A 25,793-nucleotide genomic window follows, 5' to 3' on the forward strand; every position below is an offset into this window, starting at 1 on the left:
GATGCCGATTGGGCGGGGCATCGGAAGCGCGCCGCCGGATCGTTCACCTCTGATCAGTGGGAGAGTCACGGTGTACTTCGCCGCACTGCTCGCGCGCACCGAAGACGGGTGGGAAGCGAGCGACACAGAGCTCGACGACGTGGAGACCCTGTCGGATCTGATCGATCTGGCCCGCGAGGCCTCGATCGACGACGACACGGTGATCGTCTTCATCGAACAGGAGGACGCCTGGTTCGGCGTCCTGCGCATCGAGGGCGAGGACGACCCTCGCATCTACGTGTCGGACGGGGCGGCCGCCGCCCGCTCCTCGTACGGAGAGATCCTCACCAAGGAGATCCTCGGGGACGACCTGGACGACGACGACACGCTGGACGACCTGAACCTCGACGGTACGGAGGACGGCGAGCCCCTCGACCGCGACGACGACGAGGACGAGGCGGGTGCGTCCGTCGACGCGGTGCCCGCCGCACCGGTCGGCGACCGGCTGCTCCTCGCGGACCTCGGCATGTCCGAGAGCCAGCTGCAGGAGCTCGACGGCGACGCGCTCGCCGAGATCGCGGACGCGCTGGGCGCCGCGGAGGTCCTGGAGACCGTGCGCTAGTGACCGAAGCAGTACCCGATCCCGATCCCGATCCCGTGCCCGACCCCGAGGCAGTACCCGATCCCGTACGGGATCCCTGGCGGGAGTCCATGCGGCTCGCCCTCGCCGAGGCCGAGAAGGCCGCGTCGGCCGGTGACGTGCCGGTCGGCGCGGTCGTGCTGTCCCCCGACGGCACGGTCCTCGCCCTCGGGCACAACGAGCGCGAGGCGACCGGCGACCCGACCGCCCACGCCGAGGTCCTGGCCCTGCGCCGGGCCGCGGCGCGGACCGGGGAGTGGCGGCTGACCGGCTGCACGCTCGTCGTGACCCTGGAGCCCTGTGTGATGTGCGCCGGCGCGCTCGTGCAGTCCAGGGTCGACCGCCTGGTGTTCGGCGCACCCGACGAGAAGGCGGGCGCGTCCGGTTCGCTCTGGGATCTCGTACGGGACAGGCGGCTGAACCACCGTCCCGAGGTGATCCGGGGCGTCCTCGGCGAGGAGTGCTCGGCGCAGCTCACGGCCTTCTTCAGGACCCGCTGAACCCACCTCCGACCTGCGGGGCGATACGGATTTCATCGCAGAGCCTCTTTGGGCTAAGCTCTCTCTCGGTAGCGTGTCCGAGCGGCCGAAGGAGCTCGCCTCGAAAGCGAGTGTGGCGCAAGTCACCGAGGGTTCAAATCCCTCCGCTACCGCTGGTAGATGAAGGGCCGGTCCCGTAAGGGACCGGCCCTTCATCTCGTTTCCGACCATGGCGCGTTGCCGTACAACCGCCTTCTTGGCGCTTCGACCCCCGTCTGTCTCGCCGTCACCCTCGGGGCCGCTGGACTCCGTACGGGGGGCGGCGCGACGCGCGACACGCTCTACGACACGGTCTAGGGCAGGGCCGACCCGTCCGGGGACATGGTCGTCACGGTGAGCGCGACAAGGACGGCGTGCTCTGGCTCCACCTCGGGAAGGGCGACGGCACCTTCGTCCAGCGCACGAGAATCGGCGGCGGCTGGCAGACGTACTCCCAGCTCGTCCGGGCGGGAGACGTCGACCACGACGGCAGGGCCGACCTGTTCGCCGCCCACCCGGGCTCGAAGACCGTCTACCTGTACTCGGGCACCGGCGACCGGCACAGGCCCTTCAAGGCCCGCGCGGCCTCGGATGTCCACCGGGGGGCACGTACAACCACATGAGCTGACGGCTCTCCGCACGAAAGGCCCCGGCCGCGCCTGTGTGCGCGGCCGGGGCCTCTTCGTCGGACGGGGGGAGCGGCATCGGGGGGACAAGCCGCTCCCCCCGATGCGAACCGGTCCTGCAAGTCCGCGCCGCTGTCAGGGGGGAAGCTCGCGGCGCGGACCCCGCAGTGAGGGCCGGTTCCTCGACCCCTGCGGACTCCTGCCAGATCCGCCGGGCTCGACATCCATACTGCTCTGCCGTCACCCTTCCGGAGGGCGGCAAAGGACCCCGATCACCGGGCCCTTGGTCCATAAAGGCCCGGTGAAGTGGCTGAGACGGCTCCGTTAGACTCACGCGTCCACGCAGGGGCAGCAGACAGGGGAGGGCGCGGCAGATGGCGCAAGCGAAGAAGGTCGCGCTCTACGCGCTCGTGGTCTTTGTGCTGTACACGATCATCAATTCCCCGGACAGGGCGGCCGATCTCGTCCAGGTAGGGTTCGAGGGCATATCGTCCGCCGCACAGGGCGTCGGCGAGTTCATGACCGAGCTCGTCAACTAGAACCACCGACGAGGAGTCCTGCTGTGATCCGCCATCTGGTCCTGTTCAAGCTCAACGAGGGCATCACGAAGGACGACCCGCGTGCCGTCGCCGCCGCAGAGGCGTTCGACGGGCTGGAGAAGGAGATCCCGGAGCTGGGCTTCTGGGAGTGCGGCTGGAACATCTCCGAGCGGCCGATCGCGTACGACTTCGCGATCAACTCGGCGGTCGAGGACACGGATGCGCTCCAGCGCTACCTGGACCACCCCGCCCACCAGGCCGGAGTCGCGCTCTGGCGCGAGATCGCCACGTGGGTGATCGCGGACTACGCGTTCTAGACACGTTCGGTTCCGGAAGGCCCCCCGCCACCGTGGCGGGGGGCCTTCCTGCCGTCCGCGTCCGCCCCGACGCCGTCAACACGTGGTTATGCGGTGCTTGCACACAGTGGACATGTCTTGTGATGCTATGACCGCTTTTGACGGATGAGTTGACCGTAGTTGACCAGCAAAAGGGGTGGCGTGAACGTGCCGGCCAGTACAGCGCCTCAGGTCCCGCCCCAGAACGAGGCCGGCGACCCGGACAACACCCCGCGCCCCCGCCCCCAGAGCAGCCGGCCACAGGGCAGCCGCCCCCCGAGCACCCGGGGAGCCGACACCCGCGCGCTCACCCAGGTGCTCTTCGGGCAGCTCAAGGGGCTTGAGCCGGGCAGCCCGGAACACGACCGCGTCCGAGGGGCGCTGATCGAGGCCAACCTCCCGCTCGTGCGGTACGCGGCGGCCCGGTTCCGCTCCCGCAACGAACCGATGGAGGACGTCGTCCAGGTCGGAACCATCGGCCTGATCAACGCCATCGACCGTTTCGACCCGGACCGCGGCGTGCAGTTCCCGACGTTCGCCATGCCCACCGTCGTCGGCGAGATCAAGCGGTACTTCCGCGACAACGTCCGCACCGTGCACGTGCCGCGCCGCCTCCACGAACTCTGGGTCCAGGTCAACGGCGCCACCGAGGACCTCACCACGGCCCATGGCCGCTCCCCCACCACCGCCGAGATCGCCGAGCGCCTGAAGATCGGCGAGGACGAGGTGCTGGCCTGCATCGAGGCCGGGCGTTCGTACCACGCCACCTCCCTGGAGGCGGCCCAGGAGGGCGACGGACTGCCAGGACTGCTCGACCGGCTCGGTTACGAGGACCCCGCGCTGGCCGGGGTCGAACACCGGGATCTCGTACGGCATCTGCTCGTCCAGCTGCCCGAGCGCGAGCAACGGATCCTGATGCTCCGCTACTACAGCAATCTGACGCAGTCCCAGATCAGCCAGGAACTCGGCGTCTCGCAGATGCACGTGTCAAGGCTCCTCGCCCGGAGCTTCGCCCGATTGAGATCCGCAAACAGGATCGAGGCGTAACCGAAACGGGTAGACCGGTTCGGAGCAGTTCCACGACGGCCCAAATGCCGTACACCCCCTGTTTCCTGCGGATATTCACCCACGTCATGTCGACAAGTCACTACAGCGTGTTGCCGACATGTGACATTCTGCTGGAACCGCGTTTGGCGCAGCTCCGCCTCCGGTATTCAGGTGGAGGCTGCGTTCCTCCGATGGTCGTGGCCGCCGCGACCGTCCGCGACCTCAAGGGGGTGGCATGTCCGCAGAACAGGGCAGCTCGAAGGTGCTCACGCTCACGCCCGCGCAGACGCCTGTACCGATGCCGGTCCAGCCGACGGCCGAGAGTGCCGAGCCCGCCGCGCCGATCGTCGTCACGCCGGAAGCCATCGACACCCGCACGCTCTCCCGCTCCCTCTTCCTGCGGCTGCGCGCCCTGGACGACGCCGGCGCCGCCGCGGACAGCCCGGAGCGGACGTACGTGCGCGACACCCTCATCGAGCTCAACCTGCCGCTCGTGCGGTACGCGGCGGCCCGGTTCCGCTCCCGCAACGAGCCGATGGAGGACATCGTCCAGGTCGGCACGATCGGTCTGATCAAGGCCATCGACCGCTTCGACTGCGAACGGGGCGTGGAGTTCCCGACGTTCGCGATGCCGACGGTCGTCGGCGAGATCAAGCGCTTCTTCCGCGACACCTCGTGGTCGGTGCGCGTCCCCCGCCGGCTCCAGGAGCTGCGGCTCGCCCTGACGAAGGCCAGCGACGAGCTCGCCCAGAAGCTCGACCGCTCGCCCACCGTCCCCGAACTCGCCGCTGTACTGGGGGTGTCGGAGGAGGACGTCGTCGACGGCCTCGCGGTCGGCAACGCGTACACCGCCTCCTCGCTCGACTCCCCCTCCCCGGAGGACGACGGCGGCGAGGGCTCGCTCGCGGACCGGCTCGGGTACGAGGACACGGCACTCGAAGGCGTCGAGTACCGCGAGTCGCTGAAGCCGCTGCTCGCCAAACTCCCGCCCCGCGAACGGCAGATCATCATGCTGCGCTTCTTCGCCAACATGACGCAGTCGCAGATCGGCGAGGAGGTCGGCATCTCACAGATGCACGTCTCGCGGCTCCTGACGAGGACGCTGGCGCAGCTTCGCCAGGGCCTGATCGCCGACTGAAGTTCGCCGTTCCGGTTCACAACTGACATGGTGTCAGCAACACTGGCGCCATGCGGCGACAGAAGTCACTTCTGACAGTGGTCGCGCTCTGCCTCGGCGGAGCGCTGACCGCGTGCGGCGGAGGCGAGGGCGAGGGCTACGCGGCGGTCGGCGCGGGCTCCACCCCGAAGGACGCGGTGCGGCCATCCGGGGCGGTCACGCTGATCCCCCTGGACTCCCCGTCGGCAAGCGGTACGACATCGAGCACGTCGTCCCCCTCACCACGCCCACCGGGCGCGACCCCAGGCCCGACACCGGCACCGTCCGCCGGCGGTACGGACGGGGACAGGGGTACGGACGGAGATACGGGCCCGGGCACGGGTGCGACTCCCGGCACCTCGCGCCCCGGGACGACACCCGCCCGGCCGGGCACGACCCCGCCGCGCACCGCGACCGCCCCGCCCCCGGGCGCGCCGACCTCCCCGCCACCACCGGCGACCCCCGCCACCCCCGCCGCGCTCACCCTCTCGGCCCCGGTCCTCACCGACGCCGACAAGCGCTGGTGCGAGCGCGTGACGGTCACCTTCCGCAACACGGGTGGCAGGGCGGCCACTTCGGGCGCGGTCACCTTCGCCACCCACATCATCGGCGCCCTGGGCGTCGACTGGGCGACGATCGAGTCCACCCAGCCGCTCCCCGCGCCGATCGCCGCGGGGGCGGCCAGGACGCAGACGTACACGGTCTGCGTGGAGTCATGGCGGGTCCCGCTCGGCATGCACGTCGACACCCGGAAGGTCACGGCGACATGGAAGTGACAGGGGGATCGTCCGGGACGTGATCCCCGGCACGGTGCCGGCGCAGCAGCACGTTGGCGTCGGTCTCCGCGCTCCAGTCGAACCGGACACGTGCCGCCGTCCGCCGCGCGGCGAGCTCCGCGCACTCCGCACAGCCCGGCACGGGCACGGGCGGCCGACTCAGCCCGTACACCGCCTCCGCACGCCCGTTCGCGGCCCGCACACCCGCGCTGAGCCGCTCGGCGGCCGTGGCGGGCCGCAGCCGCTCCGGATCGGCCTGCCACTCCCGCCCGCCCCCGACGGGCCGCAGCATCGCGTACGGCCCCGCCTCGCCCCGGTACTCGCCGACCTTGCGGGCGGCGGGGTCGTAGACGAACCCTCCGCACTCCATCTGCCCTGCCATTCCACAGCTCCTCACCCGATCGGGCGACTACTCTCGGTGGCTACAGCGTTGCTCAATGGAGAGGGCGGCCACAACGCTCGACGCGTGCCAAGGGCCCACTGTCACAAGGGGGGACGGAGTGAGCCGACGTAACGCCACCGGGGGTACGGCCGCGACGACGGCCGGAGTCTTCGGCGAGCTTCTACGGCACTACCGGGAGGCGTCGAGCCTCACCCAGGACGCCCTGGCCCGCCAGATCCCCTGCGACCGCTCGCACGTGGCCCGGGTGGAGGCGGGGACGCGGGTCCCGCAGGACACGCTCGCGAAGGCGTGCGACGAACTGCTGGAGACGGGTGGGGTGTTACTGAGGCTGTGGCGCCGGATCGACTGGTATCCGGAGGTCCAGCACCCGGACTGGTTCGAGCGGCGGGCGGAGATGGACGCCAAGGCGGTGTCGCTGCGGGAGTACCAGGTGCATGTGATCCCGGGTCTGCTGCAGACCCCGGAGTACGCCCACGCCCTCTTCTCCCGGGCCACGAGTGGCGCAGAGCTGGAAGAGCGGGTCCGTGCCAGGTTGAGCCGCCAGCAACGCTTCCTACTGCCAGGCGGCCCGCTGTACTCGGTCGTCCTGGACGAGAGCTGCCTCCGGACCGTCATCGGCGGTCCGGACGTCATGAGCGCTCAGTGCGCTCACCTGCTGCAGGTCGGCAAGCTTCCCAACGTCTTCGTGCAGATCGCACCGGCTCGCGATCACGACCTGCACCGCCCGAACACGTCGTTGTCGCTGATCAAGCTGCCCGACGGTCACGAATGGGTCTACTCGGAGTCCCTCGACAGCGGGCACTTCAGCGACGATCCGTCCATCTTGCGGCGGCACGCCCAGACCTATGATGGGCTGCGGGCGGACGCGCTGTCTGCCCGCGAATCCGCCGCTCTGACAAGCGACTTGATCGAAGGGTACGGGCAGCATGGAGAGGCACGATCTGGGCGCCGCGACATGGATCAAGAGCAGCTACAGCGGAGACAACGGCGGCAACTGCCTCGAAGTCGCCCCCGGATTCCCCGGCCTCGTCCCCGTGCGTGACAGCAAGGCCCCCGAGGGGCCCGCTCTCGTGTTCGGCCGTACGGCGTGGGACTCCTTCGTGGGTGCCCTGTGACCGCCGTGGGGCACACCAGGGTCCTGTCCATCGGGCTGCACCCCCGCTCGCTCGACTACAGCAGCCTGCCCGACGGCATCGACGAGGCGTCGCTCACCGCGCGCATCGCCGCCGGGAACGCCGCGCTGCGCGAGGCCGGGTTCGACGTGGTGACCTGTCTGGTGGACCCCTCCCCGGACAGCGCCGAGGACGCCGTGCGGGAACTGCTCAAGGGCGACGCGTTCGGTCTGGCGATGATCGGTGGCGGGGTGCGCATGATGCCCGAGCACACCCTGCTCTTCGAACGGCTCGTGAACGTCCTCACCGAGGCCGTGCCCGGGATCCGGCTCTGCTTCAACACCTCGCCGGAGACCACCGTCGACGCGTTGCGGCGCTGGATCGAGCCGTAGCGGTACGCCCCCGGGTTCAGGCGAGGAACAGCGCGGCGACCGCCGGCGCCGCGTACATCACCGGCCAGACCACGTGCGCGTACGAGCGGGCGCGGATCACGGTGACGAGGGCGCCGGTGAAGTACAGGGCCACGCCGATGCCCGCCGCGAGGCCGATCGCCGGGATCCACAGGCCGACGACGAGGCCCGCCGCGCCGGCCGCCTTGGCCAGGCCGAGCCGGGTCCACCAGGACCGGGGGACGCCGTACTCGGTCAGCGGCTGGGTCACCCACGGGGCCTTGACGAAGATCGAGAACGCCGAGAAGCCGACCATGAACGCGGCGACGGCGGTGACGACGATGTGGGTGGTGGACATCTCGGGCTCCTCGGTTCGGCGGTGGCGAGCGCTGCTCGCTCGTACACCCCACTGACGGAGCGCGCCGCTCCTGTGTGACCGGTGGGGGCGGAGAAATAGGGTCGCGTTCATGGATGCCAGTGCGGAGCACGCGATGATCGCGGTCCCGGCGGGGCCAGTGGCCCTCTCGGACCGCCGGACACAGCGCAGTTGGACGGTCGAGGTCGCCCCCTGTCTGATCGCGGCGTACCCGGTCACGCAGGCCCTGTACGCGCGGGTCGCCGGCGAGTGTCCCGGCGCCGTCCGCGGTGGGGAGCTGCCCGTCGAAGGGGTGTCCTGGTGGGACGCGGCCCGGTTCTGCAACGTCCTGTCCGAGCTGGAGGGGTTCACGCCCGCCTATCTGATCCCGTCGGACGACGGCGGGGACGACGTCACGTGGGACACCTCGGCCGACGGCTACCGGCTGCCGACCGAGGCGGAGTGGGAGCACGCCTGCCGGGCCGGGACGGCCGGGCCCCGGTACGGGCCGCTCGACGAGATCGCCTGGCACCGCGGCAACTCGCAGGAGCGGATCCACGAGGTGGGCGGCAGGCGGCCCAACGCGTGGGGGTTCCACGACATGCTGGGCAACGTCTGGGAGTGGTGCTGGGACGTCTACGACGCCGAGGTCTACGGCAGTTACCGCGTCCTGCGCGGCGGCGGATGGTTCGACGAGCACTGGAGCTGCCGGGCCTCGGTGAGGCGCCGCAGCCACCCCACGTTCCGTGTCGACGACGTCGGATTCCGCCTCGCGCGGTCCGTCGCGCGCTGACCGGAGCACGCCGGCGCGGAGGCCCGGCCGGTCCTCACCCAGGTGAGTGGATCACACCGTCCATGCAGCTCAGCGCGGCCGAGCCGTCGGCCTGCGGGCGAGCGGCGGGGCCGGAGTCTGTGGACCGTCACGCAGGACGGCCCGATACGGGAGGTCTCCCCCATGTCCACATTCACCGGTCTGCGAAGAGCCCTGGGGCGCGGAGGACTCGCGGCCGCCGCGAGTCTGGCGCTGGTGCTCGCCCTTCCCGGAGCGGCGCTGGCCGCCCCGGGAGATCTGGACCCCGGCTTCGGGGGCGACGGCACCGTCCTCACCGCCGCCGGGGGTGAGGAGTCCGGCAACGACGTGCTGGTGCAGGGCGACGGCAAGATCGTCGTCGTCGGCACCGACGCGCCCGACTCCGTCGGAAACTACGCGCTGGTCCGCCATCTCGCGGACGGCAGCCTGGACTCCACCTTCGGCGACGGCGGAAAGGTGTCCACCGACCGCGGCTTCATCGAGACCGCCGAGGCGGCCGCGGTGCAGGCCGACGGCAAGATCGTCGTGGTCGGGAGCGCGTCGACGGACTTCGAGACGTGCTGCAGTTTCGCGGTGGTCCGCTACACCGCGGCAGGCAGCCTGGACACGACGTTCGGCGACGGCGGCGTCACGCTCCTCACCGCGTTCGGCGAGCCCGCGGGAGGGCAGGACGTGGCGGTGCGTCCGGACGGCAGGATCGTCGCCGCCGGCTATGCGGGCGGACGGTTCGCGGTGGCCCGTCTCCTCGCGGACGGCACCCCGGACGCCACCTTCGACGGCGACGGCGTGGTCGCCACGGACCCGGACCCGACGAGTCCGGAAGCCGGCGGGACGGGCCGGTCGCTCGCGTTGCAGTCCGACGGCAAGGTCGTCGTCGGCGGCGAGGTGGGTACCACCCGCTTCGACTTCATGCTGATCCGGTACAACGCCGACGGCAGCCTGGACACCGGGTTCAGCGGTGACGGCATGGTGCGGACCGACTTCGGCGCGTACGAGGGAGCCGAGGAAATCGTCGTCCAGGCGGACGGCAGGGTCGTCGCCATCGGCAACACCGACGGGGACGCGGCGGTGGCCCGGTATCTCGCCGACGGGAGCCCGGACACGAGCTTCAGCGGTGACGGCAGGGTGACCACCACCGGCGGAGCGGCCAGGGACGGGGTCGTGCAGGCCGACGGCCGGATCCTCGTCGCGGGCAGGGGTGGCACCACCGGCGGCGACTTCGGGCTGATCCGCTACAACCCCGACGGCGCGCTCGACCCCGGTTTCGGGACCGGAGGCCGGGTGACCACCTCGTTCGACGGTTCCGACATCGCCAACGCGGTGGCGCTGCAGTCCGACGGCAAGATCGTCGCGGCGGGCACCGGGGGGCCGGACAGCGACTTCGCGGTCGCCCGCTACGAAGGAGGCGGAGGTGCGCCGACGCCGCCGAGCGTGGACGTCTCGGTGACGAAGACCGGGCCCGGCACGATCAGCATCGGTGACCAGGCCACGTACACGATCCGGGTCACCAACAACAGCACCACGGCGACGGCCACGGCGGCCTCGGTCTCCGACACGCTCACCGGCGGTTCCGGGACCCTGCTGTCGGCCACGCCCAGCCAGGGCGGCCCCTGCACCGTCAACCCCACCACGATGACCTGCCCACTGGGCAACCTCGCCCCGGGCGCGTCGGCCACCGTCACCGTGGTCGCCGAACCCCGCGCCACCGGCACCCTGACCGACTGGGTGGCGACCGCGGCCCTCGAGACAGACCCGGCGCCGGGCAACAACAACGCCAACGCCGCCACCACGGTCAACAACGCCCGCGGCTGCACGATCATCGGCACGAGCAACTACGAGACGCTGAACGGCACCTTCGGCAACGACGTCATCTGCGCCCTGAGCGGCAGCGACACCGTCAATGGCGGAAGCGGCAACGACACCGTGTACGCCGGACCCGGCAACGACCTGGTCAGCGGCGGCAACGGAACCGACCGGCTCATCGGCCAGAGCGGCAACGACCGCCTCAACGGCGACGCCGGAAACGACAGCCTCGACACCCGCGACGCCGTCACCGGCAACGACGCCGCCTACGGCGGAACCGGCTTCGACACCTGCTCCACCGACACGGGCGACTTCCGCAACAGCTGTCCGTGACGGAACGACCCTGACGGAACCGGCACCGCGGCCCCGGAGGGCTGCGGTGCCGGTTCGCGTCTCCGCCGTACGGGGTCCGGGCTCAGCCCAGGGCCAGCCAGGCCACCGCGGCCACGACGACGATCGCCGCGATCACGCCGACGATGAGGCCCACGCGGGGGCCGGAGGACTGGGGGGCCGGCGCGGCCTGGCGGCCGCCGCCGCCCTGCGGGGCGCCCTCGTCGACGAAGGCGCGGAACATCTGGGTGCTGCCGGCGGGGTCGTAGTTGCCCTCGGGGCCGGGGCCCTGACCGTACGGAGCTTGGGGGTTGTGTGCCATGAGCCAGGACCCTAGCGAACCCCGGCTTCCGGCCCCAAGCCCCGGCGTGGGCCGAGCACCGGTCCGGCACCGGTCCGGCACGGGACTTCACGGGACTGCACGGGACTGGCACCGATCCCCCGCAGGCCTCCTCCCGGCCTCCGCTCCCCCTTTGCCGATTCTTTAGCGCCGTTTGACCGATTTAGTTTGCCTGAAGCAACCATCCATCTCTATGGTTGCCCTAAGCAACAAGATGCATCGGGTCATGGGGTCACAGTGGACAAGCCGAACCGGTACGAGAACCTCGCCCGACAGGTCAGCGCCATCGGCGCGGTCAAGCGCGGGATGGCCCGCTCCCTGCCCGCCGACTGCCCCAGCGGATCAGCCATCGTCCTCGCCCTGCTCAAACACGACGGGGACATGAGGATGAGCCGGATCTCGGAGCGGATGGCCGTCGACATGTCGGTCAGCAGCCGCCACGTCTCCCACGCCGTCGACCGCGGCTGGGTCGAGCGGCTTCCGGACCCGGCCGACAAGCGCTCCCGCATCCTGCACCTCACCGACGAGGGCAGGGCGAAGCTCGACGAGCTGGACCGCCGGCTGACCGCGATGCTCACCCGCAACCTCGCGGACTGGTCCGACGACGACGTCGAACTCCTCACCCACCTGCTCGCCCGCCTCCGCGACTCCTTCGGGGACTGCCGGGCCCACCACGCGTAACAGCAAAGGACGTTCATGGCCACGACCACACCCGCCCCGCCAACGCAGGCGGGCGGCCACGCCGCTGCCGGTGCGCCCATGTCGCACCGGCAGATCATGGAGGCGCTCTCCGGGCTGCTGCTCGGCATGTTCGTCGCCATCCTGTCGTCGACGATCGTCTCCAACGCCCTCCCGCAGATCATCACCGACCTGGGCGGCGGCCAGTCCGCCTACACCTGGGTCGTCACGGCCGCACTTCTGTCGATGACCGCGACCACCCCGCTCTGGGGCAAGCTCGCGGACCTCTTCTCCAAGAAGCTGCTCGTCCAGATAGCCCTGGTCATCTACGTCGCCGGCTCGGTCGTCGCCGGTCTCTCCCAGAACACCGGCATGCTCATCGCCTGCCGTGTCGTCCAGGGCATCGGCGTCGGCGGTCTGACCGCCCTCTCCCAGATCATCCTGGCCGCCATGATCGCCCCGCGTGAGCGCGGCCGGTACAGCGGCTACCTCGGTGCCACCTTCGCCGTCGCCACCGTCGGCGGCCCGCTGCTCGGCGGCGTCATCACCGACACCGACTGGCTCGGCTGGCGCTGGTGCTTCTACGTCGGCGTGCCCTTCGCGCTGATCGCGCTCCTCGTCCTGCAGAAGACGCTGAAGCTCCCCGTCGTGAAGCGCAAGGTCAAGGTCGACTGGGCCGGCGCCTTCGTCATCAGCGCCGCCGTCTCCCTCCTCCTGATCTGGGTGACCTTCGCGGGCGACAAGTACGACTGGATGTCCTGGCAGACGGCCGCGATGGTCGGCGGCTCCGTGGTCCTCGGCGCGCTCTTCGTCCTCGTCGAGTCCCGGGCCAGCGAACCGATCATCCCGCTGCGCCTCTTCCGCAACCGCACCATCACCCTCGCCTCGGTCGCCTCGCTCTTCGTGGGCGTCGCGATGTTCGCCGGCACGGTCTTCTTCAGCCAGTACTTCCAGCTGGCCCGCAACGAGTCGCCGACGATGTCCGGCGTCCTCACGATCCCGATGATCGCCGGTCTGTTCGTCTCCTCGACCGTCTCCGGCATGGTCATCACCAAGACCGGCCGCTGGAAGGCCTGGCTGGTCAGCGGCGGCGCCCTGACCACCGGCGGACTCGGCCTGCTCGGCACGATCCGCTACGACACGGAGTACTGGCACATCGCCCTCTTCATGGGCGTCATGGGTCTCGGCCTCGGCATGATGATGCAGAACCTGGTGCTCTGCACGCAGAACCAGGTGGCCCCGGCCGACCTCGGCTCCGCCTCCTCCGTCGTCACCTTCTTCCGTTCGCTCGGCGGCGCGATCGGTGTCTCGGCGCTCGGCGCGATCCTGGCCCACCGGGTCACGAACTACGTCCAGGACGGCATGGCCGCGCTCGGCCCGAAGGCCGCGGCCATGGGCGGCGGCGGCACGGGCGGCGGCATCCCCGACATGGACAAGCTGCCGGCCCCGATCCGTACCGTCATGGAGGACGCGTACGGCCACGGCGTGGGCGACGTCTTCCTCTACTCGGCCCCCTTCGCGCTGCTCGCCTTCCTGGTGACGCTGTTCATCAAGGAGGTCGCCCTGAAGAGCGGTTCGGCCCCCAAGGCCGACGAAGCCCCGGTCACCACCGAGGAGCCGGCGGCCGACACGGTCGTCGCCGTCTCCACCGGCCTGACCGTCGGCGGCACCGTCCGCACCGCCGAGGGCACCGACCTCGCCGGCGCGACGCTCACGCTGATCTCGCTCGCCGGGCAGCAGCTCGGCCGCGCGGTCGTCGACGGCGAGGGCCGGTACGCCCTCGACGCGCCGTCTGCCGGTTCGTACGTCCTCATCGCCTCCGCCGACGGCTTCCAGCCGCAGGCCTCCACGGTCGTCGTCCACGACGGACCGCTCGGCCACGACGTGCTCCTGACCGGCACCAGCGGGCTCAGCGGCACGGTGACCTCCGCCGAGGGCGGCGCGCCCGTGGACGGGGCGATGGTCGTGATCACGGACGTACGGGGCGAGGTGCTGGCCACCGGCAAGTCCGGCGCGGACGGCGGCTTCGTCTTCGGCGAGCTGGTGCCGGGCGCGGTCACGGTCGCGGTCACCGCCGCCGGGTACCGGCCGCAGGCGCTGCCCGTCGAGATCGGCGGCCAGGGCACGACCCGGCTCGACGTGGCCCTCGTGGCCGGAGCGGTCGTCCACGGCACGGTCCGCGCGGGCCTGGACCACCGGCCGCTGGCCGACGCGCGGGTGACCCTGGTCGACGCGGCCGGGAACGTGAAGGCCTCGGCGACCACGGACACCGAGGGGGCCTACGCCTTCGCGGACCTGGACACCGGCGAGTACACGCTCATCGCGACCGGCTACCCGCCGGTGGCGGGGCGGCTCACCGTGACCGGAGCCGGGGTCGACGGCCACGACATCGAACTCGCCCACCCGGGCGAGTGACCGACTCCCGGCCGCGCTCCGAGCGGAGGCGCGACCGGGTCCGGGGCGGCAGGAGTCATGGGGACGGCCTGCCGCCCCGCTGTTCTTCGTACTGAGGGTTGAGGATTCGGATGGGACTGCACGCACAGGTACGGACCCGCGACGGATGGCCGGTCGAGCACGCGGTGGTGACCGTGACCGACGCTTCGGGCGCGCAGGTCCTGCGGGCGGCGGCGGACGGGGACGGCGTCGCGCGGGCGGAGGGCTCGCTGGCGCAGGGGGCGTACACGGTGGTCGTGACCGCGCTCGGCTACGCGCCGGACGCGCGTACGGCGCTGGTCGGCGGGACGGGCCGGGCCGACGTGGGGACGGTCGTCCTCGCCCGAACGGGCGGTACCGAACTGCCGCCGCCGGGCGTGTGGACCGTGGACGCGGCGCACTCCTCGGTCGGCGCCGTGGCCCAGCACCTGGGCATCTCCAGTGTGCACGGCCGCTTCACCGAGTTCACCGGCCGGATCGAGATCGCGCCCGACCTCCCGGCCTCGCGCGTGGAGGCCGTCGTCGCGGCCGGGTCCATCGACACCGGAAACGGTCTGCGGGACAAGCACCTTCGGTCCGCGGACTTCCTCGACGTGGACCGTTTCCCGGACCTCACGTACCGCTCCACGGCCCTGCGGGCCGCGGGCCCGGACCGGTGGACCGTGAACGGCGAACTGACGCTGCGGGGCGTCACGCGGGAGGTCCCGCTGGACCTCACCTACCTGGGGACGGGCGCGGACCCGTGGGGCGGGACGCGGGCGGCGTTCCGCGCCGAAACCGAACTACGGCGCGAGGACTTCGCGATGACCTACAACCAGGTGGTCGCGGCGGGCATCGCGGCGATCGGCGCGACGCTCCGGGTGACCCTGGACATCCAGGCGGTACGGGAGGGCTGAGCACCGCCTCCCGAGGTACGGGCGGGGGCCGGCGTCCTGTGACGCCGGCCCCCGCCCGTTCCCGTGGCTACACGCCCTGGGGCCTGCCGCCCTCGCGGGCGACCATGACCTCGATGCCGGCGACCAGGATGTCGAGGGCGTACGCGAAGTCCCGTTCCCAGATGTCGCTGACGCTGCCGTGCGAGGCGCGTTCGTCGAGGATCTCCGCGATCGGTTCGAGCGCCTCCGTGAACTGCGGGTCGTCCCGGAAGGCCTTGATCGACTCGCCGTAGAAGTCGTCCTGGGACATCCCCGCCTCGGCCGCCCGGCGCTCGAACTGCGACTCGATCGTCCCGTAGCCGTACACGAACTGGAAGACCGCCGACATCGCGCTCGGCTGGCGCTGCATCGGCAGACCGGTGTCCCCGATCGCCTCCTGGATCTTGGCGCCCACGGCGATCGCGTGCGGGCCGATGTTCAGGTACCGGCCCGCGCTCGGCGACATCCACGGGTGGCGCACCAGCATCCGCCGGTAGTCCAGGGCGAGGACGCGGACCCGGTCCTGCCACCCCCCGGCGGCGTCGACCGCGGAGAGGTCGATCTCGCCGTAGACCGAGTCGACGGCGTACTCGATGATGTCGTCCTTGGTGTCCACGTACCAGTAGAGCGACATCGCCGTGACGCCCAGCTCGGTCGCGAGCTTGCGCATCGAGAGACCGGCCAGACCGTCCTGGTCCAGCATCCGGATCGAGGTCGCCACGATCCGTTCGCGGTCGAGGCCGGCCGGCCCGCCTCCGCTGCGCGGGGCCCGCTGTTCGAGCCACACGCTGGAACCCGCCGGGTTCTTGGCCCGATCGGCGGCCTTGACCATCGCGTTCCTCCGTGCGCTCACCTGTCAGCGGTCCTTCACCATGCTATGCAGCCGCGCCCTTCGTCTCGGACCGCTCCGCCCTGCGCAGCAGCGCCGCCGCGACCAGACCGCCCGCGAAGACGGCGACCGCGCCGACCAGCTGGCTGGTCTGGAGGCCGGAGGCGAAGGCGTCGGAGATCTCCGCCCGTTCGGACTCGCTTCCGGCCGCCGCGAGGGCCGCGGGCAGGGAGGTCGCGGTGACGGCGACCAGGGCGGCGAACCGGGCGTTGAGCACGGCGCCCAGGACGGCGACGCCGAGACCGTTGCCGAACTCGGCGAGCGTGCCGTTGATTCCGGCACCCACGCCCGCCTTCTCCGGCGGGATCGCGCTCATGATCGCGTTGGCCATGGCGGGGGACGAGACGGCGATGCCCGCTCCCATCAGGACCAGGCCGAGGAGCATGCCCCAGTAGCTGCCGTCGGTGCCGCCGCCGAGCACGGCGATCGAGGTGAGACCGCCGGAGACCAGCGTCATGCCGATCAGGACGGCCATGGGGGTGCCGATCCTCATCACGAGCTTCGGGCCGAGGCCGGTCAGGTTGAGACCCACGATCGTCAGCGCGAGCGGCGCCATCCGCAGACCGGCCTCCAGCGGCTCGTACCCGAGGACGAACTGCAGGTGCTGGGTGAGGAGGAAGAGCGAACCGCCCATGCCGAAGACGACGAGCAGCGAACCGCCGATGGCGCCGATGAACTTCTGGTTGCGGAAGAAGTGCATGTCGAGCATCGGGTACGGGGTGTGCAGCTCCCACAGCGCGAAGGCGCCGAGGACGGCGGCACCGACGGCGGCCGGGACCAGCACCTCGGCGGAGGTCCAGCCGTGCTCGGGCCCGGTGATGATCGCGTAGACGACGGCGGTCATGCCGATCGTGGAGAGCAGCGCGCCGAGCAGGTCGGGGCGCTCGCCCTGAGGGTTCTTCGACTCCGGTACGAGCTTCACGACGGCGACCAGGCCGATCAGCGCCACCGGGATGTTGATGAGGAAGATCATTCCCCACCAGAAGTGGTTCAGGATGGCTCCGCCGATCAGCGGGCCGCCGGCGAAGCCGAGCGAGCTGACGGTGGACCAGAGCGCGATGGCCTTGACCCGCTCCGAGTCGTCGAAGATCTGCATGACGACGGCGAGCGTGGTGGTCATGAGCAGCGCGCCGCCGACACCCATGCCGGCCCGGGCCGCGATGAGCTGCCCGGTGGAGCCGGCGAGTCCGGCCGCGAGCGAGCCGAGGCCGAAGAGCGCGAGGCCGACGGCGAGGAGCTTCTTGCGGCCGTAGCGGTCGGCGGCGTTGCCCGCGGTGAGCAGCAGACCGGACTGGACGAGCGAGTACGCGTTGATCATCCACTGGATGTCGGTGGTGGACGCGTGGAGTTCGGAGGTCAGCGAGGGGATCGCGACGCTCAGGACGGTGTTGTCGAGCAGCACGGTGAGCTGGGCGAGACAGATGACGCCGAGGATCAGCCAGCGCTGCGGGTGCCCACCGGTGGTGGTGGGCGAGGAGGCGGCGGTCGTCGCCGTCATGGTTCCCCCTTGTACGGTGTACGGGACTAGGTCTCGTACACCGTACAAGGGTCTCCCTTACGCTGTATAGCGATTACTTCTGGCGGGTCAGGTCGTAGAAGGTGGAGCCGTCGACGGCGACCTGTTCGAAGGTGTCCGTGACCCAGGCGGAGATCTCCGAGCCGCTGCCCGTTCCGCCGCCCGGCCCGCCGCCCATGCCGCCACCCATGCCGCCCCCGCCGACGAAGTAGTGGATCTTGCCCTGGGCGACGTGCTGCTTGAACTGGGCCAGGGTCGGGGACGGATCGCTGCCGTTGAAGCCGCCGATCGCCATCACCGGCTCCGCGGTGGCGAGCTGGTAACTGGCCGCGTTCTGGGCGCCGATGGCCGCCGCGACCCAGGTGTAGCCGTCGGCGCCGTCGAGGAGCGCCGCCTTGGCCTCGGCACCGACGGTAGCGCCGTTGAGCAGGCCGCCCATCCCGCCGCCACCGCCCACGCCTCCGCGCTCCATGCCCCGGGGCGGGGTGCCGCCGGGCATCTGGCCGGTGGGGGGCCGGCCCTGGCCACCGGGGCCGGCGGGCATCTGACCGCCCTGGCTGCCGGGACCCCTGCCGCCCTGACCCTGGCCCTGTCCCGGCCACTGGCCCTGGACCTGGCCCTGGACCTGGACCTGGCCCTGGCCGTCCGGCATCCGCATGCCGCCGCCCGGCCGGCCGCCCATCGCGCCGCCCGCCGGGCCCGCCGTCACGATCGAGCCCTGGTGGCCCGTGCTCAGCGTCTCCAGCGTGTACGCGAAGGGACCCGCGAGCCCCGCCGCCAGACCGAGCCCCGCGATCCCGAGCCCGATCCGCCGGTCGAGCCGACCCGCGAGGAGCAGCCCGAGCGCGGCGGCCGAGCCGGCGGCCAGGACCGTCCAGCGCAGCCACGGCAGCCAGTCGGGCGTCCGGCCCAGCAGCACGTACGCCCAGACCGCCGTCGCCGCGACCGTCACCGCGAGCGCCGCCGAGGCGGGGATTCGGCCGCGCTCCTCCCAGAGGACCCCCGCGCCCATGCCGACGAGCGCCGCGACGTACGGGGCCAGGGCCACCGTGTAGTACTCGTGGAAGATGCCGGCCATGAAGCTGAACACGGCCAGCGTGATCAGCAGCGAACCGCCCCAGACCAGGAACGCGGCACGGGCCGTGTCCGTACGGGACGCACGCCGGGTGACCGCCAGACCCGCCACGAGCAGGATCAGCGCGGCGGGCAGGAGCCAGGAGATCTGGCCGCCGACGGCATCGCCGAACATCCGCCCGATGCCCGTCTCGCCCCAGCCGCCGCCCCGGCCCCCGCCACCGCCACCGCCACCGCCACCGACGGAGCCGGTCTCGTTGCCGTTGATCCGGCCGAGGCCGTTGTAGCCGAAGGTGAGTTCGAGGAAGCTGTTGTTCTGCGACCCTCCGATGTACGGGCGCGAGGTCGTCGGCCAGAGCTCGACCAGGGCCACCCACCAGCCGGCCGAGACGACCATCGCGAGCCCACCGAGCGCCAGTTGCCCCATCCGGCGACCGAACCCGGCCGGCGCGCACACCGCGTACACGAGCGCCAGCGGCGGCAGGATCAGGAACGCCTGGAGCGTCTTGGCGAGGAACGCGACGCCGAAGGCGACCCCGGCCCACACCAGCCACTTCGCGCCGCCCCTCGCGTCCTCCAGCGCCCGCAGCACGCAGTACACGGCGACCGTCATCAGCAGCGCGAGCAGCGCGTCCGGGTTGTTGAAGCGGAACATCAGCGCCGCCACCGGCGTGAACGCGAGCACCGCGCCCGCGATCAGGCCGGCGCCCGCGCCGAAGCGGCGCCGTACCGCCGCGTAGAGCACGCCGACGGTCGCCACCCCCATCAGCACCTCGGGGAGCAGGATCTGCCAGGACCCGAGCCCGAAGAGGCGCACGCTCAGCGCCATCGGCCAGAGTGCGGCCGGCGGCTTGTCGACGGTGATGGCGTTGGCGGCGTCGAGCGAGCCGAAGAAGAAGGCCTTCCAGCTCTCGCTGCCGGCCTGGACGGCGGCGGAGTAGAAGGAGTTGGCATAGCCGGAGGCGCTCAGGTTCCAGGCGTAGAGCGCGGTGGTGACGGCGAGGAGGGCGAGGAGGGCGGGACGCACCCACGGAGCGTCCTCGGCCCGCCCGCGCCACAGGCGGGCGAGACGGCCGCCGGGAGGCGACGACGCGGCGTTCGCGGCCGGTGGGAGAGCCGGGTCGTAAGGAGTCGTGGTCGTGGTCATCGTGTGTCCCTGGAGAGCGAGGTGTCCGGGAAGACCCAGAGCCGGAAGAGGAGGAACCGCACGACGGTCGCGGCGAGGTTGGCCACGATCAGCACGGCGAGTTCGGTGGAGTGGTCGGCCCGGCCCGTGGCCGCGCCGAGCGCCGCGAGCGAGCCGCTGGTCAGGGCGAGACCGATGCCGAAGACGACGAGCCCCTGCGCCTGGTGGCGTACGGCACGGTCCCGGCCGCGCACGCCGAAGGTGAGGCGCCGGTTGGCCGCCGTGTTGGCGACGGCGGAGACCAGGAGGGCTGCGGCGTTGGCCTGTTGGGACCCCATGCCGAGCCGGAAGGACGAGTACAGCGCCACGTAGAAGAGGGTGGAGAGCGCGCCCACCACGCAGAATCCGAGGAGCTGCCGGGCCAGCCCGCCGGGCACGCCCGCCAGTCGCCGGTCGCGCGGATCGTCCCCGAAGGGGCGGGCGAGCCGGTCGAGCGGCAGCGAGCCGGTGGCGAGCGCCCGGCCGACGCGCCAGACGCCCTTCAGGTCGTCGGTCGCGGTCCGCACGATGTGGACGGTGGAGTCCGGGTCGTCGACCCAGTCGACGGGCACCTCGTGGATGCGCAGGCCCGCGCGCTCGGCGAGGACCAGCATCTCGGTGTCGAAGAACCAGCCGGTGTCCTCGACCATCGGCAGCAGCCGCTCGGCGACGTCACCGCGTATGGCCTTGAAGCCGCACTGCGCGTCGGAGAACCGCGCGGCGAGCGAGCCGCGCAGGATCAGGTTGTACGCCCGCGAGATGAACTCCCGCTTCGGACCGCGCACGACCCGCGAGGAGCGGGAGAGCCGCGAGCCGATCGCGAGGTCGGAGTGACCCGAGATGAGCGGCGCGACGAGCGGGAGGAGGGCGTTGAGGTCGGTGGAGAGGTCCACGTCCATGTAGGCGAGGACGGGCGCGTCCGAGTGCGACCAGACGGTGCGCAGCGCCCGGCCCCGGCCCTTCTGCTCCAGCCGTACCGAACGCACCTCGGGCAGCTTCGCCGCCAGGGCGGCCGCCACCTCGGGGGTCCGGTCGGTGGAGGCGTTGTCGGCGACCGTGACGCGGAAGCCGTACGGGAAGGTGCGGGAGAGGTGGTCGTGGAGCCGCAGCACGCACGGCTCCAGGTCCCTCTCCTCGTTGTAGACGGGGATCACCACATCGAGGACGGGCCGCCCGGCCGTCCCCACGGGCAGGTGGTCCCGGGCGGGGAGCGTGCCCGCGATCGTTTGGGTTCGCATGGCACAGACCCTCGCCAGGGTGGCTGTCACGGCTGTGTGATCGGCCTGTGCCCCGCCTGTGAGTCGTGCCGGTTCTCCACCGGGAGGGCCACCGTGAAGACGGTCTCTCCCGGCCGGCTCCGGACGGTCACCTCACCGCCGTGCGCGACCGTCACGGCCCGCACGATGGCCAGCCCGAGCCCGGTGCTGCCGCCGCCGCCGGCACGGCGGGTGCGGGAGGCGTCCCCGCGGGCGAAGCGCTCGAAGACGACGGGCAGCAGCTCGGCCGGGATGCCGGGGCCGTCGTCCACGATCTCGACGAGGGCGCGGAGAGGGCCGGGGGCTCCTTGGGCTCGGACGCCCTCCGTCCGTACGCGTGCGGTGACGTGCGTGCCCGGCGGGGTGTGGGTGCGGGCGTTGGCGAGCAGGTTGACCAGCACCTGATGGATGCGCGCGGCGTCCGCCCGTACCGGCGCGGCGGAGTCGGGGAGTTCGAGCCGCCAGTGGTGCTCGGGTCCCGCCGCGCGGGCGTCCGAGAGCGCGTCCACGACGAGCGCTGCGAGATCGGTGCTCTCGTACGAGAGCGGGCGTCCGGCGTCCAGCCGGGCGAGCAGCAGCAGGTCCTCGACGAGGCCCGTCATCCGGGTCGCCTCGGACTCGATCCGTCCGAGCGCGTGCCGGGTGTCGGGCCCGCACTCCTCCCGGCCGCGCCGGGTCAGCTCCGCGTACCCCCGGATCGAGGCCAGCGGCGTCCGCAGCTCGTGGCTTGCGTCCGCGACGAACTGCCGTACCCGCGTCTCGCTCTGCTGACGGGAGTGGAGCGCGGAGTGGACGTGGTCGAGCATCCGGTTGATGGCCGCGCCGACCTGCCCCACCTCGGTGCGCGGATCGGCCTCGGGGACTCGGTGGTGGAGGGCCGGTTCGCCGCTGTGCAGGGGCAGTTCGGAGACCTGGGTGGCGGTGGCGGCGACCCGGCGCAGCGGGCGGAGCGCGATCCCGACGAGCGCCGAGCCCGCGAGCGAGGCGGCGACGAGGCCGGCGCCGGTGACGCTCACCTCGACGAGGATCAGGGTGGAGAGGGTGTCCTGGACGTCGGAGAGCGGGAGCCCCACGAGATAGTCCCCTCGGCTCCCGGAGGCGTACTCGACCCGGTAGTCGCCCATGCCCGGCAGCTCGACGGTGTGCGGAGCGCCGTCGCGCGGGGCGGCGGCGAGGGCGGCGCGCTGGGCCGCGTCCAGATCCTGTGCGCGGTACCTCGGACCGTACGTCCCCTGCTCCTCCTCCTCGGAGACGGCGGCGTCCCGCAGCTCGCCGTCCAGGACCGAGGCGCCGACCGTGCCGAGCGGGGCTCCTGGACCGGTGAGGAATCCGAGCGCCTCGAAGGTGCCGCCCGGGACGGGCACCGGCATGTCCTGCGGCGGCCCGGCGGCCCGGTTGGCGACGCCCTGGAGCTGCCCGTCTGCCTGGTCGTAGAGGTAGGACCGGAACGCGATCGTCGTCACCGCCCCGATCACGGTGGCGACGACCGCGATGAGCGTGACGGCGGAGACGACGAGCCGCGTCCGCAGCGACCACGAGCGGGGGCCTCGCATGGGTCGGTCTACTCCCCCGGCTTGATGAGATAGCCCGCCCCGCGCCGGGTGTGGATCATGGGGGCCCGCCCGACGTCGATCTTCCGGCGCAGGTAGGAGATGTACAGCTCGACGACGTTCGCCTGGCCGCCGAAGTCGTACGACCACACCCGGTCCAGGATCTGCGCCTTGCTGAGCACCCGGCGCGGATTGCGCATGAGGTAGCGCAGCAGCTCGAACTCGGTCGCGGTGAGATGGATCGACTCGCCACCGCGCGTGACCTCGTGGCTGTCCTCGTCCAGGGTCAGGTCCCCGACGACGAGCAGCGAATCGCTCCGCGCCTGCGCCGCGCCCGACCGCCGGATCAGCCCGCGCAGCCGCGCTACGACCTCCTCCAGGCTGAACGGCTTGGTGACGTAGTCGTCGCCGCCCGCCGTGAGCCCGGCGATCCGGTCCTCCACGGCGTCCTTGGCGGTCAGGAACAGCACCGGCACATCCGGCTGCTCGCGGCGCAGCCGGCCGAGCACGGAGAGCCCGTCCATGTCGGGCAGCATCACGTCGAGGATCACCGCGTCCGGCCGGAACTCCCGTGCCGCGCGCAGCGCCCCGGCCCCGTCTCCGGCGCTGTGCACCTGCCAGCCCTCGTACCGCAGGGCCATCGAGAGCAGTTCGGCGAGCGAGGCCTCGTCGTCCACGACGAGGACGCGGACGGCGGAGCCGTCGGGCCGGAGCATGTCGGTGCGCCCGCGCCCGCGGGGCTTCGTGGCAGTCATGACGCCACGCTGGCCCGGGGTACTGAGAGCTCCCTTTCCCTTACCTGTGAATTCCCTGAGAAACCTGGGGGAAGAGCGCGGCCCCGTTCTCGTACAGGACGCGGCGCAGCCAGTCGTCCCCGAGGCCGAGCCGTTCGAGCGCGTCGAGCTGGTGGACGTACGGATAGGGGATGTTCGGGAAGTCGGAGCCGAGGAGGATCCGGTCCCCGAGCGCGCGCAGCCGGGGGAGTTCGGCGGCGGGGAACGGCGCGAGGCGTTCGCTGAAATCGGTGAACGCCATGGTGGTGTCCAGATGGACGCCTTCGTACCGCTCGGCGAGGTCGAGGAAGTCGGCGTACTCGGGCATGCCCATGTGGGCGACGATCAGCCGCAGCCGGGGATGGCGGGCGAGCACCCGCCCGACCGGCGCGGGCCCGGTGAACTTGCCGGGGGTCGGCCCGGAACCGCAGTGGACGACGACGGGCGTGCCGGCCTCGGCGAGGAGTCCCCAACTGTCGTCGAGAAGAACATCGTTCGGATCGAACCCGCCGACCTGGAGGTGCACCTTGAAGACACGGGCTCCGGAGTCGAGGGCGTGCCGGACGTAGCCGGTGGCGCCCGGCTCGGGGAAGAGCGTGGCGGTGTGCAGACAGTCGGGCGTACGGGCGGCGAAGCCGGCGGCCCAGCTGTTGAGCCACTCGGCCATGCCGGCCTTGTGCGGATAGAGCATCGAGGTGAAGGCGAGGACCCCGAACTCGCGGAGGAGGGCGACCCGCCGGTCCTCCTCCTCGCGGTAGGTGATGGGCCACTCCACACCGGTCAGCGGGCCGACGGCGTCGAAGTAGGCCCACACCTTGTCCAGGACGTTCTGGGGCATGAAGTGGGTGTGGACGTCGACGAGCCCGGGGATCCCGAGCCGCCGGGCGAGCTGCCGCGTCGGGTCAGCCGCGCTCAAAACCGTAGCTCCGCTCGACCTTGCCGATGTGGACGCTGTAACTCTCGTACCACTGTTCCCGGCCGCGACGCTTCGCGGCCTGGTGCTCGGCATTGTCCCGCCAGGCGTCGAGGGACGCGAGGTCGCGGAAGTACGCGACGGTGATGCCGATGCCGCCCGGGGTGCGGGCACCCTCGGCGCCGAGAAAGCCGGGGAGCCCGCTGACGATCTCCAGCATGCGGGCATCGGTCTCGGCGAAGCCCTCGGGGTCGTCGGGACGGATCGAGGTGAAGACAGCGGTGTAGTAGGGCGGTTCGAGGCCCGCCACCAGGTTCGGGGTCATGTGGATCACCCTCCGCCGGGCGGGGCGGGTGTGTCCATAAGGGCCGCCGAAGGGGATCCAAGTCTTTACGCAAGAGGCACTACGAGGCCCACGGGGGCTACGAGGCGCTGCGGAAGCCGCGAGGCGCTTCTGCGGGCTACAGAGGGAACAACTCGTCCTGGACGTCGGTGTCGGCCTTCCGTACGGGCACGGTGACGGGGTGCCCCGGGTCCGCGGAGACGAGCCCCCATCCGCGGACGACACGGGTGTCGACGGCGAGGCAGCGCCCCGCGGAGTCGCGAAGGTGCAGGTCGGGCCCGGCGGCGGCGAGGAGCCGCCCGGCGACGACACCGCCGTCGACGAGTTCGGTCACGGTGCCGGAGAGCGGGGGCAGGCCGTCGAGCCCGAAGGCCTCTGCATGGTCGTACGCCTCGAACTCCACCCGCTCCAGGGTCTCGGCCCAGCCGGCGAGCCCGGTGGCCCGCCCGTACAGCTCCTCGATCTCCCGCCTGCGCGCCTCGGGTCCGGGCAGGCCGTGCCGTGCGGCGCGCTTACGGGCGTACGGGATCCGGTCGGGCACCTTCAGGGCGTGCCGCAGCAGCTCCTCGGTCCGGCGGGCGGCCATGAGCGGCCCGCGCCCGAGCCAGCCGAAGGCGACGGCCCCCTGCTCCAGGAGCCGGGCGTCACCGCGCTCCTCGGCCGTGATCCCGACCTTGGTCATCCCGGGCCCGAACCAGGCGAGATACACGCGGTACGTCCGGGGGTCGTCGGCGATCGTGTCGGCGGCGACCGAGTGGACCCGGTCGAGCCGCGCGCACTCGGGGCACTGCCCGCCGGTGGCGCGGGCGGGCACGGTCGCGTCGAGCGGGCAGGCGTTCCCGCGGGCGCCCGGACAGAGCCGCGGCCCGACGACCCGGAAGGCGACCTGCTGCCCGTACGCGAGCACGGACACCCGCCCACCGTCCCAGCGAAGCCCGGGCACACCACCGCTCCACCGCATCCCGACACACCGCCACGTCACGGAACCAGTCTGCTCCGGGCCACTGACAACGGGGGCACGGCGGGTCTCAGGACGCGGGAGGGCGTGCGCCGAGGTCTCTGCCATGGGGACACCGTGCCGTGCCGCGTACACACGAAGGGCGTCCGGGAGCGGGACGGCGGACCGGTCG

General features: G+C 71.8%; 27 protein-coding genes, 1 tRNA gene and 1 pseudogene. 17 read left to right on the plus strand and 12 right to left on the minus strand.

Going from position 1 to position 25,793, the window contains the following annotated elements; genetic code table 11:
- Positions 1-70 precede the first annotated feature (70 nt).
- From ACF1G2_RS22375 to ACF1G2_RS22415, 9 genes are all read left to right on the plus strand, one after another.
- Positions 71-601, plus strand: coding sequence for a hypothetical protein (locus tag ACF1G2_RS22375; RefSeq protein WP_391799947.1), 531 nt, complete (start codon positions 71-73; stop codon positions 599-601).
- Positions 601-1,119: a tRNA adenosine(34) deaminase TadA gene (tadA, locus tag ACF1G2_RS22380; protein ID WP_391799948.1), complete on the plus strand. Its 519-nt coding sequence runs from the start codon at positions 601-603 to the stop codon at positions 1,117-1,119. The genes ACF1G2_RS22375 and tadA overlap by 1 nt, the downstream gene beginning before the upstream one ends.
- Before the next feature lie 67 nt (positions 1,120-1,186).
- Positions 1,187-1,271: transfer RNA gene (locus ACF1G2_RS22385), tRNA-Ser, on the plus strand.
- Positions 1,272-1,511: 240 nt separating this feature from the next.
- Complete coding sequence (locus ACF1G2_RS22390; RefSeq protein ID WP_391799949.1) at positions 1,512-1,760, plus strand: FG-GAP repeat domain-containing protein; 249 nt, start codon at positions 1,512-1,514, stop codon at positions 1,758-1,760.
- Between the two features lie 377 nt (positions 1,761-2,137).
- Complete coding sequence (locus tag ACF1G2_RS22395; RefSeq protein WP_175439350.1) at positions 2,138-2,302, plus strand: hypothetical protein; 165 nt, start codon at positions 2,138-2,140, stop codon at positions 2,300-2,302.
- A gap of 23 nt (positions 2,303-2,325) precedes the next feature.
- Positions 2,326-2,619: a Dabb family protein gene (locus ACF1G2_RS22400; protein ID WP_383170464.1), complete on the plus strand. Its 294-nt coding sequence runs from the start codon at positions 2,326-2,328 to the stop codon at positions 2,617-2,619.
- 186 nt (positions 2,620-2,805) lie between these two features.
- Complete coding sequence (locus tag ACF1G2_RS22405) at positions 2,806-3,684, plus strand: RNA polymerase sigma factor SigF (RefSeq protein WP_391799950.1); 879 nt, start codon at positions 2,806-2,808, stop codon at positions 3,682-3,684.
- A gap of 235 nt (positions 3,685-3,919) precedes the next feature.
- Positions 3,920-4,822: an RNA polymerase sigma factor SigF gene (locus ACF1G2_RS22410; RefSeq protein WP_391799951.1), complete on the plus strand. Its 903-nt coding sequence runs from the start codon at positions 3,920-3,922 to the stop codon at positions 4,820-4,822.
- Between the two features lie 50 nt (positions 4,823-4,872).
- A complete protein-coding gene (locus ACF1G2_RS22415; protein ID WP_391799952.1) occupies positions 4,873-5,616 on the plus strand; it encodes a hypothetical protein in 744 nt (247 codons plus the stop codon).
- Here ACF1G2_RS22415 and ACF1G2_RS22420 read toward each other — a convergent pair.
- Positions 5,597-5,998 (minus strand): hypothetical protein, encoded by a 402-nt coding sequence (locus tag ACF1G2_RS22420; RefSeq protein ID WP_391799953.1) that lies wholly within the window; start codon positions 5,996-5,998, stop codon positions 5,597-5,599. The genes ACF1G2_RS22415 and ACF1G2_RS22420 overlap by 20 nt on opposite strands.
- A gap of 118 nt (positions 5,999-6,116) precedes the next feature.
- Between ACF1G2_RS22420 and ACF1G2_RS22425 the strand changes: the two genes are divergently transcribed.
- The 3 genes and pseudogenes from ACF1G2_RS22425 to ACF1G2_RS22435 all read left to right on the plus strand — a co-directional run bounded on the left by ACF1G2_RS22425 (position 6,117) and on the right by ACF1G2_RS22435 (position 7,523).
- Complete coding sequence (locus ACF1G2_RS22425) at positions 6,117-7,061, plus strand: Scr1 family TA system antitoxin-like transcriptional regulator (protein ID WP_391799954.1); 945 nt, start codon at positions 6,117-6,119, stop codon at positions 7,059-7,061.
- Positions 7,030-7,134: pseudogene (locus tag ACF1G2_RS22430) on the plus strand (DUF397 domain-containing protein); the annotation flags it as partial. The gene ACF1G2_RS22425 and the pseudogene ACF1G2_RS22430, both read left to right, overlap by 32 nt.
- Before the next feature lie 5 nt (positions 7,135-7,139).
- Positions 7,140-7,523 (plus strand): hypothetical protein, encoded by a 384-nt coding sequence (locus tag ACF1G2_RS22435; RefSeq protein ID WP_391799955.1) that lies wholly within the window; start codon positions 7,140-7,142, stop codon positions 7,521-7,523.
- A gap of 16 nt (positions 7,524-7,539) precedes the next feature.
- Here the strand turns inward: ACF1G2_RS22435 and ACF1G2_RS22440 are convergent, their stop codons facing one another.
- A complete protein-coding gene (locus ACF1G2_RS22440) occupies positions 7,540-7,878 on the minus strand; it encodes a DoxX family protein (RefSeq protein ID WP_391799956.1) in 339 nt (112 codons plus the stop codon).
- Between the two features lie 109 nt (positions 7,879-7,987).
- Between ACF1G2_RS22440 and ACF1G2_RS22445 the strand changes: the two genes are divergently transcribed.
- Together ACF1G2_RS22445 and ACF1G2_RS22450 are read left to right on the plus strand one after the other, a co-directional pair.
- Entirely contained in the window at positions 7,988-8,668 is a 681-nt protein-coding gene (locus ACF1G2_RS22445; RefSeq protein WP_391799957.1) for a formylglycine-generating enzyme family protein, read from the plus strand.
- Positions 8,669-8,830: 162 nt separating this feature from the next.
- Positions 8,831-10,822 (plus strand): calcium-binding protein, encoded by a 1,992-nt coding sequence (locus ACF1G2_RS22450; RefSeq protein WP_391799958.1) that lies wholly within the window; start codon positions 8,831-8,833, stop codon positions 10,820-10,822.
- Between the two features lie 82 nt (positions 10,823-10,904).
- On the opposite strand, the gene ACF1G2_RS22455 is transcribed toward ACF1G2_RS22450, so the two are convergent.
- Positions 10,905-11,141: a hypothetical protein gene (locus ACF1G2_RS22455; protein WP_352188640.1), complete on the minus strand. Its 237-nt coding sequence runs from the start codon at positions 11,139-11,141 to the stop codon at positions 10,905-10,907.
- A 255-nt stretch (positions 11,142-11,396) separates the two neighbouring features.
- On the opposite strand from ACF1G2_RS22455, the gene ACF1G2_RS22460 reads away from it, so the two are divergent.
- From ACF1G2_RS22460 to ACF1G2_RS22470, 3 genes are all read left to right on the plus strand, one after another.
- The gene (locus ACF1G2_RS22460; protein ID WP_391799959.1) at positions 11,397-11,840 is read left to right on the plus strand and encodes a MarR family winged helix-turn-helix transcriptional regulator; all 444 of its coding nucleotides are present in this window, start codon (positions 11,397-11,399) and stop codon (positions 11,838-11,840) included.
- 15 nt (positions 11,841-11,855) lie between these two features.
- Positions 11,856-14,252 carry an MFS transporter gene (locus ACF1G2_RS22465; RefSeq protein WP_391799960.1) on the plus strand — a complete coding sequence of 799 codons (2,397 nt, stop codon included), beginning with the start codon at positions 11,856-11,858 and terminating at the stop codon, positions 14,250-14,252.
- A 110-nt stretch (positions 14,253-14,362) separates the two neighbouring features.
- Complete coding sequence (locus ACF1G2_RS22470; protein WP_391799961.1) at positions 14,363-15,166, plus strand: YceI family protein; 804 nt, start codon at positions 14,363-14,365, stop codon at positions 15,164-15,166.
- Between the two features lie 67 nt (positions 15,167-15,233).
- On the opposite strand, the gene ACF1G2_RS22475 is transcribed toward ACF1G2_RS22470, so the two are convergent.
- The 9 genes from ACF1G2_RS22475 to ACF1G2_RS22515 form a co-directional block, all read right to left on the minus strand.
- A complete protein-coding gene (locus ACF1G2_RS22475) occupies positions 15,234-16,016 on the minus strand; it encodes a TetR/AcrR family transcriptional regulator (RefSeq protein ID WP_391800212.1) in 783 nt (260 codons plus the stop codon).
- A gap of 43 nt (positions 16,017-16,059) precedes the next feature.
- Positions 16,060-17,571: an MFS transporter gene (locus tag ACF1G2_RS22480; RefSeq protein ID WP_391799962.1), complete on the minus strand. Its 1,512-nt coding sequence runs from the start codon at positions 17,569-17,571 to the stop codon at positions 16,060-16,062.
- Between the two features lie 73 nt (positions 17,572-17,644).
- On the minus strand, positions 17,645-19,810 hold the full coding sequence (locus tag ACF1G2_RS22485) for an ArnT family glycosyltransferase (protein ID WP_391799963.1): 2,166 nt from the start codon (positions 19,808-19,810) through the stop codon (positions 17,645-17,647).
- Complete coding sequence (locus ACF1G2_RS22490; RefSeq protein WP_391799964.1) at positions 19,807-21,066, minus strand: glycosyltransferase; 1,260 nt, start codon at positions 21,064-21,066, stop codon at positions 19,807-19,809. The genes ACF1G2_RS22485 and ACF1G2_RS22490 overlap by 4 nt, the downstream gene beginning before the upstream one ends.
- A gap of 26 nt (positions 21,067-21,092) precedes the next feature.
- The gene (locus tag ACF1G2_RS22495) at positions 21,093-22,637 is read right to left on the minus strand and encodes an ATP-binding protein (RefSeq protein ID WP_391799965.1); all 1,545 of its coding nucleotides are present in this window, start codon (positions 22,635-22,637) and stop codon (positions 21,093-21,095) included.
- Positions 22,638-22,645: 8 nt separating this feature from the next.
- Positions 22,646-23,389, minus strand: coding sequence for a response regulator transcription factor (locus ACF1G2_RS22500; RefSeq protein ID WP_391799966.1), 744 nt, complete (start codon positions 23,387-23,389; stop codon positions 22,646-22,648).
- Positions 23,390-23,429: 40 nt separating this feature from the next.
- On the minus strand, positions 23,430-24,323 hold the full coding sequence (locus ACF1G2_RS22505; protein WP_391799967.1) for an amidohydrolase family protein: 894 nt from the start codon (positions 24,321-24,323) through the stop codon (positions 23,430-23,432).
- Positions 24,310-24,645, minus strand: coding sequence for an antibiotic biosynthesis monooxygenase family protein (locus tag ACF1G2_RS22510; protein ID WP_391799968.1), 336 nt, complete (start codon positions 24,643-24,645; stop codon positions 24,310-24,312). Before ACF1G2_RS22510 ends, ACF1G2_RS22505 begins: the two co-directional genes overlap by 14 nt.
- A gap of 136 nt (positions 24,646-24,781) precedes the next feature.
- Entirely contained in the window at positions 24,782-25,624 is an 843-nt protein-coding gene (locus ACF1G2_RS22515) for a DUF2797 domain-containing protein (protein WP_391800213.1), read from the minus strand.
- Positions 25,625-25,793: the final 169 nt, after the last annotated feature.

Origin of the sequence: Streptomyces sp. NPDC013457 (assembly GCF_043089925.1) — a bacterium.
Lineage (GTDB): Bacteria > Actinomycetota > Actinomycetes > Streptomycetales > Streptomycetaceae > Streptomyces.